This is a genomic window from Virgibacillus aidingensis, from assembly GCF_010994035.1.
Classification (GTDB): domain Bacteria; phylum Bacillota; class Bacilli; order Bacillales; family Amphibacillaceae; genus Virgibacillus_N.
The window spans coordinates 68031-81738 of record NZ_WIXN01000006.1 but is presented as its reverse complement, the minus strand read 5'-3'; the positions used below and the strand labels follow the sequence as shown (position 1 = coordinate 81738).

At 41.6% G+C, this 13708-nt stretch carries 15 protein-coding genes and 1 other RNA gene; 13 read left to right on the top strand and 3 right to left on the bottom strand.

All coding sequences use genetic code 11. The features are described 5' to 3' along the window. The first annotated feature begins 43 nt into the window (after positions 1–43). Entirely contained in the window at positions 44–1903 is a 1860-nt protein-coding gene (locus GHD25_RS06825; RefSeq protein ID WP_164215639.1) for an OmpA family protein, read from the top strand. A gap of 201 nt (positions 1904–2104) precedes the next feature. Here the strand turns inward: GHD25_RS06825 and GHD25_RS06820 are convergent, their stop codons facing one another. Continuing rightward, a complete protein-coding gene (locus GHD25_RS06820) occupies positions 2105–3394 on the bottom strand; it encodes a glycoside hydrolase family 18 protein (protein WP_164215638.1) in 1290 nt (429 codons plus the stop codon). Between the two features lie 67 nt (positions 3395–3461). Beyond that, complete coding sequence (locus GHD25_RS06815) at positions 3462–3995, bottom strand: cysteine hydrolase family protein (protein ID WP_164215637.1); 534 nt, start codon at positions 3993–3995, stop codon at positions 3462–3464. Between the two features lie 117 nt (positions 3996–4112). On the opposite strand from GHD25_RS06815, the gene tadA reads away from it, so the two are divergent. The 7 genes from tadA to GHD25_RS06780 all read left to right on the top strand — a co-directional run bounded on the left by tadA (position 4113) and on the right by GHD25_RS06780 (position 8760). Continuing rightward, positions 4113–4580 carry a tRNA adenosine(34) deaminase TadA gene (tadA, locus tag GHD25_RS06810; RefSeq protein ID WP_164215636.1) on the top strand — a complete coding sequence of 156 codons (468 nt, stop codon included), beginning with the start codon at positions 4113–4115 and terminating at the stop codon, positions 4578–4580. A 192-nt stretch (positions 4581–4772) separates the two neighbouring features. After that, an RNA gene (gene ffs, locus GHD25_RS06805) (signal recognition particle sRNA large type) lies at positions 4773–5038 on the top strand. Positions 5039–5303: 265 nt separating this feature from the next. Further along, complete coding sequence (locus tag GHD25_RS06800) at positions 5304–5492, top strand: aspartyl-phosphate phosphatase Spo0E family protein (RefSeq protein WP_164215635.1); 189 nt, start codon at positions 5304–5306, stop codon at positions 5490–5492. A 192-nt stretch (positions 5493–5684) separates the two neighbouring features. Then, positions 5685–7376, top strand: a complete 1692-nt coding sequence (dnaX, locus tag GHD25_RS06795) for a DNA polymerase III subunit gamma/tau (protein ID WP_164215634.1) — start codon at positions 5685–5687, stop codon at positions 7374–7376. A gap of 86 nt (positions 7377–7462) precedes the next feature. Beyond that, on the top strand, positions 7463–7786 hold the full coding sequence (locus GHD25_RS06790; protein WP_164215633.1) for a YbaB/EbfC family nucleoid-associated protein: 324 nt from the start codon (positions 7463–7465) through the stop codon (positions 7784–7786). Between the two features lie 143 nt (positions 7787–7929). After that, positions 7930–8526, top strand: coding sequence for a recombination mediator RecR (gene recR / locus GHD25_RS06785; RefSeq protein ID WP_164215632.1), 597 nt, complete (start codon positions 7930–7932; stop codon positions 8524–8526). 15 nt (positions 8527–8541) lie between these two features. Beyond that, a complete protein-coding gene (locus GHD25_RS06780; protein ID WP_164215631.1) occupies positions 8542–8760 on the top strand; it encodes a YaaL family protein in 219 nt (72 codons plus the stop codon). A 255-nt stretch (positions 8761–9015) separates the two neighbouring features. Here the strand turns inward: GHD25_RS06780 and GHD25_RS06775 are convergent, their stop codons facing one another. After that, complete coding sequence (locus GHD25_RS06775) at positions 9016–9504, bottom strand: ArsR/SmtB family transcription factor (RefSeq protein ID WP_164215630.1); 489 nt, start codon at positions 9502–9504, stop codon at positions 9016–9018. A gap of 253 nt (positions 9505–9757) precedes the next feature. Here GHD25_RS06775 and GHD25_RS06770 point away from each other — a divergent pair, with 253 nt between their 5' ends. The 5 genes from GHD25_RS06770 (at position 9758) to tmk (ending at position 13705) form a co-directional block, all read left to right on the top strand. Next, positions 9758–10024, top strand: a complete 267-nt coding sequence (locus tag GHD25_RS06770; RefSeq protein ID WP_164215629.1) for a pro-sigmaK processing inhibitor BofA family protein — start codon at positions 9758–9760, stop codon at positions 10022–10024. An 85-nt stretch (positions 10025–10109) separates the two neighbouring features. Continuing rightward, a complete protein-coding gene (locus GHD25_RS06765; protein WP_164215628.1) occupies positions 10110–10295 on the top strand; it encodes a sigma factor G inhibitor Gin in 186 nt (61 codons plus the stop codon). Between the two features lie 536 nt (positions 10296–10831). After that, positions 10832–11512, top strand: a complete 681-nt coding sequence (locus GHD25_RS06760; protein ID WP_164215627.1) for a hypothetical protein — start codon at positions 10832–10834, stop codon at positions 11510–11512. A gap of 138 nt (positions 11513–11650) precedes the next feature. Beyond that, positions 11651–13057 carry an aminotransferase class I/II-fold pyridoxal phosphate-dependent enzyme gene (locus tag GHD25_RS06755; protein ID WP_164215626.1) on the top strand — a complete coding sequence of 469 codons (1407 nt, stop codon included), beginning with the start codon at positions 11651–11653 and terminating at the stop codon, positions 13055–13057. A gap of 18 nt (positions 13058–13075) precedes the next feature. Further along, complete coding sequence (gene tmk, locus GHD25_RS06750; protein ID WP_164215625.1) at positions 13076–13705, top strand: dTMP kinase; 630 nt, start codon at positions 13076–13078, stop codon at positions 13703–13705. Positions 13706–13708 lie beyond the last annotated feature (3 nt).

Here is a 13708-nt window from a genome sequence, read left to right as displayed (position 1 = left end):
ATTCATTCTCTTTTTTTACTACCAGATGAGGAGACGAGTGATGATGAAAAAAAGATTAATAGCATTATTTGGCTTGGTGCTGTTGTTAGCCGCTTGCAATGAAAATAATGCTGACGAAGAAGCACAAGCGGAAAAAACAGACCGGGAAGAAACAGAGACTGCCGAAAATACATACAATGAAGAGCCCGAAGCTGAAGAGGCAGAAACAGCGGGAAATGACGGGGAAGGATTGGTGGATATGTCCATACCAATCCAGCAGGAATTGTGGCACTCCGATAAGGGAGAAAGTTATGAGGTACATGGTAAATTGGGTCCGATCGTACGTGATGGCGATTTAGCCATTCTGCCCGTTACGTTGGACACGGACAGTGATTTGACCGTAGGATTTCCGAGCTTATTTAATCATGCATTGTCAACAGGGGAAGGAATCAGTACGCAGCAAGGCTTGGATATTCGCATGATTGATGCACAGGAGATGACAGTATCCCACCCGGCTGTGCTATTATTGGACGACCATCAATCCCAGGCTTTGTATACGTTTGTAGGTGACGAATTTAATCGCATGGGCCAATATACTTTTGGAGGCAATCACGGCCCTGCCCGATATTTTGGTGTATTTGCGGCGCCGGAAACGGAGTCCGTGCATGTGATGTTCAGAAGACTGGGCGTTATGGAAAATATTCCGGTTATAGACCGGGATGAACTTCGTATGCTTACTATGGAAGAAATGGAGAAGGCATTGGAAGAAATGGAATCAGATCAAGATAGAGAAGATGTATACAGTCAAGTGATTCCAGATATTGAAGAAATTATAGAACGTGAATTAAACCAATACAGCAGGGGACCGGAAGCGTTTGATGGAAACTTCGAGAGAATTCAGGCTCGGGTGTTCCCGATAGAAAGTTATCGGGAAAGTGTAGAGACATCCGTCAGCCGGATTGATGAAATTGAACACGCTACTTTAATGCTCTCTACGGATGTCCTGTTTGAATTTGACTCCTCTGATTTAATGGACGAAGCAGATAAAGAGCTGGAAGCTGCGGCTGCAGAACTTGCAGGTGCAGAAGGCGGAAAACTGGAAATTGTCGGGCATACAGACAATGAAGGAACAGAAGATTATAACCAGAAGCTTTCAGAAGACAGAGCGGCAGCAGTAAGAGAGAAGCTGGAAGAATTAATGGGACTGTCAGATTTCGATGTTGCTGTAAGCGGAGCGTCTTTTCATGATCCTATAACAGAGAATGACACGGAGGAAGGAAGAGCACAAAACAGGCGGGTGGAATTACATTTTACCCCGCCGGCAGAAGAAGTGGAAGTGGAAATGGAAACGGGAGCAGAATTACCGGAAGCCTTGGGTGAAGTGGCAGCATATCCGGAGTCGGTTCAAACGGACGATGGAGAAATTGAGATCGAATCCATTCGCAAAATTGATGATTTGCTGGTGGGAAGAATAAGAGTGAAAAGTACAGAGAATGCAGAAGGGGAGTATACGGCCCTGACTTACGGTTTTGGGAATCGAATAGGCGCACGGGGATGGCATGACAATGAAACTGTTGGCTTTAGTCAATATACAGCTTATGCACCAACACTTATACACAATAATCAACGATATTATCCATTGGATTATTACCTGGACCCTTTAGAAGGAAGTTATGCAGAAGGATGGATGGATCAAGCAGAAGAGGATGAGGAGTATATTATCCCGCTTGCTGAACGCTACATGCGTTCTCCGGGGGAAAATGGCTATTTTACTTCCACTGTTATTTGGCCGGCGGTGAGCGATGAAAGTGTTACCGTTGATCTTTCCGTTCCAGGGAACATGATAGATGAAATTTCCGAAAACCAGATGGAGCGGTCCCAGCCTTGGAGAATTACAGACATACCGGTAGAGACAGAAAATTAATTGGAAGAAGCGCTGGTAACAGCATAACCGCTTGCCCGGAAATTTTCCGGGCAAGCTTTTTCTCCCATACTGTAATTATAAAGTAGCTGTACGCTCGTTTTCATTTAAATTAGTGTAAAAAAATAATTACGGCATTAAACCATTTGGAATGTAAAAAAGAGATACTAAATCAAAATGGAGTTAGCATCTCTCGAGGATTCCTTATTCCAGTTTTGTTATATCAAAGTTATCCTGAAGCAACAGCCAATTTTGCGGAAATGCGAGACCCAATTTCCAATAGGCAATCCCCCGCAGATTCAATTCTTTTATTAAATCAAATTTTGCCTGAATGGATCTTGCATCTTCAAACCATACCTCATGCTCATTTCCTTCTGCATCCGTATAAGTAAAAAACGGAGCCTGCGCTGTCTCATCATATTGGATCTGCGCATTATTATCCCTGGCAATAGCAATGGCCTGCTGCGGACTGACTGCCTGGGCACCCGGTCCTCCTTCTACAAATGGAAGGGTCCAGTCATAGCCATATAAGTTCTGCCCCAGAATAATTTTTTCAGCAGGCATTTCTGTTAACGCATATTCCACTACACGTCTTACTTCATTGATTGGAGAAACAGCCATCGGCGGGCCAAATGTATATCCCCATTCATAAGTCATCAATACAACAAAATCCGCAATCTCCCCATGTGCAGCATAATCATGTGCTTCATACCACTGTCCGGTTTGTTCAGCACTTGTTTTTGGCGCTACTGCTGTGGACATGAGTAAACCAGCCTGTGATAACCGGTCTTTCGCCTTTCTTAGGAATTCATTGTAGGCTTCCCTGTCCTCTGCAGGCAGAAATTCAAAATCAAAATGCACATCCCGATAACCTGTTTCCTGTGCGATGTTGACAATCTGATCAAGCAAAGTATTCTGCACAGCCTGCACGGTCAGTATAATGTGGCCGAGTTCTTCACTGAATGCCCCCTCCTCCAGATTGGTGACGACAAGCATTAATGCCGTATCGTTTGCATTTGCTGTCTCCACCAGTCCATTGAGGGGAGGCGGGGTTAATGTTCCATCCCGATTTACCCGATAGCTGAAAATGGCTAGAAATGTGAGGTACGGTGCAGCTTTTGCAGCTGCATTTTCCAGGGTTTCCGAAACAGATTCTCCTATTGGCTCAATATAGGCATTCGACTGAATGGCACGCTTCTCCCGGGGCGGAATATATAAACGCAGGCCGATGGGAAGTATATTATTCACGGGTATCGCGTTAATTTGGGCCAGCTCTTCGTAAGATATGCCAAATGTTTGACCAATGGAGAACAGGCTGTCACCCGGCTGCACAAAATAATATTGACCGGTAATTGGAATAACCAACGCCTGACCGACAACTAATTGATCCGGTGTCTCCAGCTCATTCGCATCTATGATGATTTGTCCGGAAATATCATATGTATTGGCGATCTGAAATATCGTCTCTCCTTGCTGTACTACATGGATTTGCAAGAAAACTCCCTCCTTTTCAAGAAATGCTACTTACATTTTATGAGGAGGGAGTGTTGGATATGTCTGCTTAAAACGGCCGAATATCCGCCTTCATCACCGAATGCATTAAATACAGTGCATACTCGTTATTCTCTTTTTCTTCTGAAGCCATGCAATTTTGCGGAATATGCATGTTGTATTGGTACATATAGGCATCCTTTGCTGTAAATAATATGCAGATATCCCCGGCAATGCCGCTAATGATAAGGTGTGTGCGGTCCAGCTCAATCAGGAGAGATTGAAGTGGTGTCTGAAAAAAAGCGGAATGCTGCGGCTTGATTAAAAAGTAATCATGATGATCCGGTTTAAGTGCATCTATAATTTCTTCACTCCGTTCATTTTTGCAGTAATCGATGATTTTATTAAAGTCTGCTTGCCACATGCCATAATGATCATTAATATATATGGTGGGTATATCATTTTCCTTGGCAAACTTTCTTAGATTGATCATATTGGGCAGCATTTCTTCTGTATGTTTCTGCAGGCGCTCTCCACCGATAAAATCAAAATCATTAATGACATCAACGAACAGCACAACTGTATTATCCAGTGAATTTTCCATAATTACCTCCTTGGTGGGTCAAAAGGAAAAACATTATTATTCACGTTTTCCTTTTTGTCCTGTTTTAAAACTTATGGAAGAGTATAAAATAATTTTGAATAAAGTGATGTGACGGTCATGACAGACGAACAATATATGCAATTGGCAATAAAACAGGCAAAAGAGGCATTAACATATAACGAAGTGCCGATTGGAGCTGTGGTGGTTCATGATAATGAAATTATTGGAACGGGCTATAATATCAGGGAAACTTCCCAAACGACATTGTCCCATGCTGAACTGATCGCTATTCAAAAAGCAAATGAAAAAATGGGAAGCTGGCGGCTGGAGGACTGCACGCTCTACGTAACGCTGGAGCCCTGTCCCATGTGCGCGGGGGCTATTTTACAATCACGCATAAAGCGGGTGGTATATGGTGCTCCAGATCCAAAAGCAGGAAGTGTCCATTCGTTGGTGAATCTGCTGAATGATGAACGTTTCAATCACCAGGCGGGAGTAACTTCCGGTGTGCTGGAAAAAGAATGCGGACAGCTGCTGAAGGACTTTTTTAAGGGCCTCCGGGAGAGGAAAAACAGGAAAGACTAAGTAACCTCATCCCTTATTTTGTATTGTAAGTATTTTAATTGTTATCCAGTTTATATATTCTTTTTCGAGTTCAAAAACTTTATTGGCCAAAAATTTCAATACGTTCGTATGGTGTTCCGCTGCTTATTTCTCCGGTCACTGCCATAAAACCCCATATTGCATTTTTACTCAGACATGTTATAATGAAGAGTGCCGTGCTAAGCGGGGAGGTAGCGGTGCCCTGTACTCGCAATCCGCTATAGCGAGGCCGAATTCCCATCTGAGGTGGGACAGCTTTATGGTCTGCCTTAATGGAGTGGTGCTGACGTTCAGGTCCTGCGCAACAGGAACCCATGAATCCTGTCAGGTCCGGAAGGAAGCAGCAGTAAGTGGTCATTCCTGTGTGCCGCAGGGTCACCTGGGCCGAGCCATGAAATTAAGTAGCGCATAGGGCTGTCACATCGATGATGGGTGCACGGCTTACATATATAAAAAATCCCTCTGCTGATTGTCCAGTCAGAGGGATTTTTTTCTGATGAAAATGCTAAAAAGCTAAATTAACCGGGAACATGATAGAATCTGGTCATTACCCCAATATCTTCCATTTTTCCTATATATTTTTGTCTAATTATATGTTCTTTTGACTTTGATTGTCGAATGCCTTGATTTTTTATTTTAAGTGGGCATAATTACTCATGGTTGTATTTTTTTAAACGCTACTATATATGGAAAGGAAAAAGTAATATGGAACAAGGGGTAATACGAGGAGTGCCGAGTGACTTTCACGTGCCGGATAATATTGTAATAAAGAAAAAAGAGATGATTGAACTCGGCAAAAAATATGGATTAAAGGATGAACGAACCATTAAATGCAGTCAGCAGCTGGATCAGCTTATGAATAAGTATTACATAAACAATTTAAGCTGTATTTAACAAGCGAATACGTTCAAAAAAATAATTTTCGCTGAAGACTTTCCATCTGAGAAAAAGGGAAATCGGCTTTATGCTGATTTCTCTTTTTAAAGTCGTCCTGTGTATATCTCCTTTTAAAATTTGTCTCCAAGGTTCACAATCACCCCCAAAATAGAGTATAATTAGAAGGAGATAAAAGAGGGGATTTTAATTATGAGCTATCAGGCGTTATACCGCGTATGGCGACCAAAACAATTTCAGGATGTAGTTGGACAAACCCATATAACGAGAACGCTGCAAAATGCGATTGTTCAGGAAAAATTTTCTCATGCCTATGTATTTTCCGGTCCAAGGGGAACAGGAAAAACAAGTGCTGCCAAGATTTTTGCCAAAACGATTAATTGCGAGCATGCGCCGGTGAAAGAACCATGCAATGAATGTGCAGCCTGCCTCGGTATTCAGGATGGTTCCATTTCGGATGTCATTGAAATTGATGCTGCATCAAATACCAGTGTGGAGGATATTCGGGAAATCCGCGATAAAGTAAAGTACGCCTCCAGCTCTGTGCCATATAAAGTGTATATTATTGATGAAGTGCACATGATCTCCGTGAATGCCTTTAACGCATTGTTAAAAACTTTGGAGGAGCCGCCAAAGCACGTGGTGTTTATTTTAGCCACAACGGAACCGCATAAAATCCCGCTAACGATTCTTTCCAGATGTCAGCGATTTGATTTTAAACCGATTTCCAATCAGACTATTGTAGACCGTATGAATACAATCCTTGAAATGGAAAATATAGAGGTTTCTCCGGAAGCACTGGAGACCGTTGCTTTAGCGGCAGAAGGCGGGATGCGGGATGCATTAAGTATTTTGGATCAGGCAATCTCCTACAGTAATGATACGGTTGAACTGGAAGATGTGCTTGCTGTAACAGGAGGCGTCTCCCAGCAAATCCTGACTGACATTGTAAAAGTGATGCATGAAAAGGATGTACAAAGTGCCCTAACCATGCTCGATAAACTGATTGCCGGCGGAAAAGATCCGGCCCGCTTTGTTTATGATCTCATCTATTTTATGCGGGATCTTTTGCTCTTCAAAAGTGCCCCGGAATTAGGGGGGCTTCTGGAGCGTGCCAGAGTGGATGAAAGCTTTAAAGCAATTACCGAGCAGGTATCCAACGAATGGATTCAGGAAGCGATCATGGAATTAAACCAGTGCCAGCAGGAAATCAAATGGACGACCAGCCCGAAAGTTTTTATAGAAATAGCCATTATTACCATTACAAACCGCTATCAAAAACAGGAATCAGCTGCTGATACCCAGGACGCAGCTGCCGTTATGAAGCTGACTTCAAAATTGGATCAGCTGGAAAAAGAAATAGCCGGCTTAAAACAGCAATCAGCAGGGAACACACAGCCTGCACCAAGAAGAGAAGTGCAAAGAACGCAGGCCAGATCCTCTAAGACCAGTTTTAAAGTGCCTTACGAAAGGATTCGGAATGTTGTCCAGCAGGCGGAAAAGAATTTGAGAAAACAGGTACAGGGCCAATGGGGTTCCTTTTTATCCCAGTTAAAAACAGCCAATGCCCCTGCACATGCGACGATTCAGGACAGTAAGCCTGTTGCAGTATCGGAAGACGCTGTGGTTGTCGCCTTTAAATATGAAATTCATTGTTCCCTGTTTCTTGATCACAGGCAAACGGTTGAAACAGTTTTAGGCAGTGTGATGGGCAAATCACTGACTATTATTCCAATACCGGAACAAGCCTGGCAGGAAGTCAGGACAGAATTTATAAATCATCAGGAGCAAGCCGCCACCAGGGAAGAAGAACAAAAACCGGACCCCATCGTAGAGCAGGCCAAAGAACTTGTGGGAGAAGATCTGCTGGAAGTCCATGATTAGAAAGACGAATGAAATGTTCAGGCTGCCGGATGATGGGCAGCAGTTTACTATAGATTAAAATACAGCATAAAAAGGAGTTGTTTTCCATGAAGGGTATGGGAAATATGAATAATATGATGAAACAGATGCAGAAAATGCAGAAGAAAATGATGAAGGCACAGGATGAACTTTATGAGATGACGTTTGAAGCCTCCGCCGGGGGTGGAATGGTTACAGTAACTGCCAATGGAAAAAAGGAAATAACCGATGTACAAATTAAAGAAGAGGTTGTAGATCCGGATGATGTGGAAATGCTTCAGGATCTTGTTCTTGCAGCAACCAATGACGTCATTAAACAAGTAGACGATAAAACAAATGAGACAATGGGCCAATTTACAAAAGGACTGAATATGCCTCCGGGTATGATGTAATTTGTGAACTGTTTACAAATGCATATTTTCCAAATATCAATAATAAACGGGCTTTCACCGGCTATGCCCGGTGATAAGTCCATGGTCTTTTATATGCACTTGCCTGCAGGCAGGGCGCGTCTTCGTTCTAGGAGGAACATCATATGTATTACCCAGAACCTATATCCAAACTCATTGACAGTTTTACGAAATTGCCGGGGATCGGGCCGAAAACAGCAGTCCGTCTGGCATTTTTTGTTTTGAATATGAAAGAAGATGATGTGTTAAATTTTGCAAAGGCATTGGTAAGTGCAAAACGGGAACTGACACACTGTTCCGTCTGCGGAAATATAACAGATGAGGATCCCTGTCCGATATGCAAGGATACCTCACGCGATGCCTCGATTATTTGTGTCGTGCAGGACCCAAAAGATGTGATTGCCATGGAAAAAATGAAAGATTATCAGGGAAAGTACCATGTGCTGCATGGAGCGATTTCCCCAATGGATGGAATAGGGCCGGAGGATATTAACGTCCCGGCACTGATCAATCGGCTGAAAGACGAGGAAGTAGAGGAGCTGATCCTTGCCACCAATCCAAATATTGAAGGAGAAGCTACGGCTATGTATATCTCCCGCCTTGTGAAACCATCCGGAATCCGGACGACGAGAATTGCCCATGGTCTGCCGGTTGGCGGGGATTTGGAGTATGCCGATGAAGTAACATTATCAAAAGCACTTGAAGGAAGAAGAGATTTGTAGGGTCGGGTGACATGCATGGCTAGAAAAGTCAGGAAAAAAGATATAGACAAGCAATTATTAAATACTATTTTTTCGTTGCAATCAGAATGGAAGCAGGTTCAGTCTATTATAGACCAAAGCATGGAACCGACAGTAAATGGATATTATCAGGCAAAAGCACTGCGGGCGCAGTATTTATTCCTGCTGCGTGAGGCCCGCCATCGCGGTGTGAATGCATGGAAGATGCGGAAGTAATTTACCGGATATATAGATTAGTATAATGATAGAAATGCAGGAAGAGAAAAGCTGCAATTAATTTAAATGAACAAACACCCTAAAAAATTGCAGCAAGCAAAAAAACGCTCAAATTGAGCGTTTTTTGAAATGACTTTCCTGCATGCTGCATAAAAATATGGCATTAACTGCGTAAGTGCAGGTTTTTCTTATTTAGTATTCTGACATTAAAATTTAAAAGTTTCTTTCTGTCATAAATGGTTTTAAATTTCTCCATTAATCCTTATCATTCTCTTTAAATTCTTTTATAAGAAATTCTATAGAGTACGGTGATTGTTCTTCACTATCCTTTTCTTTATAGGATAAATGGCCATAATTAAAGAAAAGTTCCTCGATATCTTTGCTTAATTTTGCTAAAAGTTCTTTGGACAAATACACATTTGCCGATCTGCCATCAACATGTCCTGCCGGGGATGCAGCTTCCGGGTTTTTAAAAGATCCGGCTTTGGCTCTATAATATTTTTCTACAATTCCTTTATCTGTACGGACATCGTCCACTTCTAAAATATTATGCTTCACAAGCTGTTGAATATGATAGTATACAGTCCCGGGGTTTTTCCCCAATTGATCAGCTGTTTGTTTAGGTGTCATGGGCTGTTCGTAAAGCAAAGCAATTATTCTTGAACGCAAAGGATTGGATATTACTTTTTGCTGCTCCCAGTTTATTTCCATCGCTTCATGTTTATTCGTCTTTTTTCCGTCCATTATTATCACCTGCGGGTTTATATTTGTAAATCATTTTGCAAATCTAAATGCATTATTTGCAGGTATTATACGGTTTGTAAACCCAAATGTCAATAAGTTTATCAGATGCTGAAAATATATAATCCTCTGATTGGCTGAAATTTGCTCTCTTCCCGGAGAAATAAAAACTGTGATTTATGGCTATCTTTTTTTGTTCTTTTTCCATATATGGACGCATATGTACTATAAAGGAGACAAGAAAGGATGGTGTATCGTGAGTTCTACAGTAGTTATTACAATCATGGTTGCATTAATTGTTTTATTATTAATCGTGGGAGCCCCGGTCAAACCAATGCGCTTTATTGGACAAACGACGATCAAAATTGGTATAGGCATATTATTTTTATTTTTTGTGAATGTTTTCGGGGGTGCCATTGGTTTACACATTCCGATAAATCTGTTTACGGTCATAATTTCCGGATTTTTAGGTTTGTTTGGTGTAGCCTCACTGGCAGCCATTCATTTATTTATCATCCCGTAATGGAGTAATAAAATTAAAGTTTTTGAGTTTCCCTGCATAAGATACGTTAGATTCGGAGATACTAGTTTCTAACGGAGGTGGGGACATGAAAAAAATGATTCAGCGCTGCGGCATTTGTGAAGAAGAAAAGGCAAAGGGAATTCATTTGTATACCATGTTTATCTGTACGGATTGTGAATACAATATGATTCATACGGAACCAAGAGAAGAAAAATATAAATATTATTTGCATAAACTAAAAAATGTTACGAAACCAAAATTATATTCATAGAAAAAAAGTCTTTGTTCGCAAAGACTTTTTTTGTTGGTGTAAAACTATCTTGCATATTCATTAATCCCATAATATTATTTTTAAAAACTTCCGTATCTTTTTTATCACTTTTCCGTCTATAATGATAAAGAGGGATTGAGGGATACCATTGAATGACGGTGAGCTCATTAAACGCAATGCCGGTCCAATTTTGCATTATTTATACGCAAATGGACAGTTATTTAAAATCGATTAGAAAATCCAGGGAAAATTTTATTTAGAAACAGATACCACTATTAAAGTATAATGGCAAAGACATGGTTCGAAGTGCAGGTAATGATGGGAAAACATCTCAGGAATCAATTGTTGCAGTTCACTCGGTAAACATGAAGCAGCAGTAACGGTATATGGGAAGGATCGATGCCTTGGGGTAATTCAATTTAATGCTAAAGAATCTATGTCCTTATTGTAGTAGAATCAAAGTTGGATTAATGCTATTATCACGTATAAGAGCAGCTGTTCCCTATTGCAGATTAAAGAGGAAAGGCAGTGTTTTAATGAATAACAATCACAAGTTTTTAACCGTAGTGTTCACACTACTCATAGTTACATTGACTGCTTGCGGAAACTCACCTGAGGAGCCAAGTGCTGATTCAGACAGCAATTCAGCAAACAGCAGCGCAAAACAAAATACAAATGATAACTCCTCTGAACAAGGAGATACACAGGATTCATCCAGCGAAGATCAAGCAACAGAATCCAATGCTTCCAGAGATACATACTCCGAACAGGAAGAGGAAAACCAGGATTCCCAATATGAGGAACAAAGCAAGGAAGAACCTCTGGAAGAATATGTTCCAGGTGAAGATGATGTTGTCGTAAGTAATACTGAACTGAAAAATAAAGATATACTGGAAGATTTCATGGAAATCGCCGGGGAAAATGGTGAAAATAATGAGAGTGAAATAAAAGTAGTGAAGGATGAAGGGGAAAAAGGTGTACGTATTTATGAATTGAAATCAAGGTATGACGAAAATGCTGATCAGGCATGGATTGATGTCTTTCCGGACTTAAGCTACTATAGAGCTTCAGAAGATGAAGTGCAAGATGTTTTTAACAATGCCCGTCAGCAATGTGGATATATGGAAAAAGACGAATTCCAGGGATTTTACAAATTATATGAATGCAGGACGCATTGGGAATATCATTTTATTCCAATTGATCATGCTAATGAGTAGAGCCTTGTTTAGAGATTAGCTTATTCCTTTAACAGATATTAATATTTATACAAAAACACGCAGTGATCTCGTTCGTGATTTATTATATTTCACCGGTCACTTTTATTTTAATCGAAAATGAACACGGAGAGATTATGAATGAACCAGAAGCAAATGCCTTTGTACGAGACATTAATCCATTTCGCACAACAAGAGCCGATATCTTTTCATGTCCCCGGACATAAAAATGGGGAGATCTATCCCGCCAAGGATTTCTATGACCGGATTTTAAAACTGGATCTGACTGAGCTGCCGGGTCTGGATGATCTGCATTCCCCAACAGGGGCTATTGCTGAAGCACAGCAGCTGGCGGCGGATTTTTTTAAAGCAGACCATACTTTCTTTCTTACAGGCGGAAGCACTGCCGGGAATTTAGCGATGCTTCTGGCGGCTTGCTCCAGCGGAGATAAAGTGATCGTGCAGCGCAATTGCCATAAATCGATTTTGAATGGACTGGAATTGGCCGGGGCACATCCGGTGTTTATTTCTCCTGGATATGATGAGACAGTTGGCCGTTATACCAATCCGGAAATACATACGCTGGAAACGGCACTTCAGGAGCATCCGGAGGCCAGAGCCGTGATGCTTACCTACCCTGATTATTTTGGAAAAACCTTTCCTATTCAGGAGATGATCGAGGCAGCACATGAACGCGATATTCCCGTGCTCGTGGATGAAGCGCATGGCGTGCATTTCTCCCTCGGGGAGCCATTTCCTCTCTCTGCTCTTTTCCTGGGCGCGGATGCAGTAGTCCAGTCTGCCCACAAAATGGCGCCGGCCATGACGATGGGGGCTTTTTTGCATGTGAAGTCATCGCGTATTTCCAAAGAGAAGCTTGGTTATTATTTGCAAATGGTGCAGTCAAGCAGTCCTTCCTATCCGATAATGGCTTCATTGGATATATCACGGTATTTTTTAGCATCCATGCATTTTCAAAAAATACAAGAAGTCTTGGAGAGCGCTGTACAGGTAAAAAAGAGGCTGCAGGCTGCTGACCATTGGCAGCTTGTTCCTTCTGATGATCCTTTAAAGCTGACACTGCAGGTAAAAAAGGGCATTTCCGCAAAAGAAACGGCAGCACTTTTTGAACAGGAAAAAGTTTATCCGGAGCTCATTACACATAATCAGATATTATTTATTCATGGACTAGCCCCCTTTGCACACATTAAAAGGCTGGAAAAAACGATAAAAACAGTCAATGGGCAATTAAAAAAACAGGCCAATCATGGTACAATAGTAAGGAACGATCTATTTTTAAATCCGATGCAGGAATTGGAGTTATCTTATTCGGAAATGCATCAAATAAAACAGGAATTGGTGCCTTTTCATAAGGCAATAGGATATATAGCAGCAGAAGCCATCATTCCCTATCCACCAGGCATACCGCTTATTCTCAAAGGAGAAATAGTGACGGAAGCACATATGGACATGATCAAGCATTTGCAAGCGCAGGGCGTGTCCATCCAGAAGTGGAATAAGCACGGCATGATGATATTTCGGCAGTAAAAAAGGGGAAGAAATGACGTGAGTGGATATTTTATCACATTTGAAGGCGGGGAAGGTGCGGGAAAAACAACAGTACTGCATGCGGCAGGAAAAGCACTGGAAGAACAGGGCTATGATGTCATGACAACCAGGGAGCCGGGCGGCATTGAAATTGCAGAACAAATTAGAAATGTCATCCTTGATCCTGCAAATACAAAGATGCAGAAAAGAACGGAAGCATTATTGTTTGCCGCAGCCCGTCACCAGCATTTGACAGAGAAGGTATTACCGGCCATGGATGCGGGAAAAATTGTTTTATGCGACCGGTTTATTGACAGCAGCCTCGCCTACCAGGGATATGCCCAGGGTCTCGGGATGGAAGAAGTTTTTTCAGTGAATCAATTTGCCATCCAGGACTGCATGCCGCATTTAACATTATTTTTTGATATTGACCCAAAAATAGGACTGGCACGGATTGCGGCGAATAAGAACAGAGAAAGAAACCGTCTTGATCTAAAAACTATCCGTTTTCATGAACAGGTTTATGAGGCTTATCATATTTTGTTAAAAAGATTCCCGGACCGCATACATTCCATCAATGCGGACCAGTCAATAGAAGCAGTGAAAGATGAAGCACTGAAACAAATTGTTTTCCATCTGGAAAAGTAAGGA

Coding starts and splice junctions, on each gene's coding strand:
- GHD25_RS06825 (WP_164215639.1), top strand. CDS start 44: ATGAAAAAAAGATTAATAGCATTATTTGGCTTGGTGCTGTTGTTAGCC.
- GHD25_RS06815 (WP_164215637.1), bottom strand. CDS start 3,995: ATGGAAAATTCACTGGATAATACAGTTGTGCTGTTCGTTGATGTCATT.
- tadA (WP_164215636.1), top strand. CDS start 4,113: ATGACAGACGAACAATATATGCAATTGGCAATAAAACAGGCAAAAGAG.
- GHD25_RS06800 (WP_164215635.1), top strand. CDS start 5,304: ATGGAACAAGGGGTAATACGAGGAGTGCCGAGTGACTTTCACGTGCCG.
- dnaX (WP_164215634.1), top strand. CDS start 5,685: ATGAGCTATCAGGCGTTATACCGCGTATGGCGACCAAAACAATTTCAG.
- GHD25_RS06790 (WP_164215633.1), top strand. CDS start 7,463: ATGAAGGGTATGGGAAATATGAATAATATGATGAAACAGATGCAGAAA.
- recR (WP_164215632.1), top strand. CDS start 7,930: ATGTATTACCCAGAACCTATATCCAAACTCATTGACAGTTTTACGAAA.
- GHD25_RS06780 (WP_164215631.1), top strand. CDS start 8,542: ATGGCTAGAAAAGTCAGGAAAAAAGATATAGACAAGCAATTATTAAAT.
- GHD25_RS06775 (WP_164215630.1), bottom strand. CDS start 9,504: ATGGACGGAAAAAAGACGAATAAACATGAAGCGATGGAAATAAACTGG.
- GHD25_RS06765 (WP_164215628.1), top strand. CDS start 10,110: ATGAAAAAAATGATTCAGCGCTGCGGCATTTGTGAAGAAGAAAAGGCA.
- GHD25_RS06760 (WP_164215627.1), top strand. CDS start 10,832: ATGAATAACAATCACAAGTTTTTAACCGTAGTGTTCACACTACTCATA.
- GHD25_RS06755 (WP_164215626.1), top strand. CDS start 11,651: ATGAACCAGAAGCAAATGCCTTTGTACGAGACATTAATCCATTTCGCA.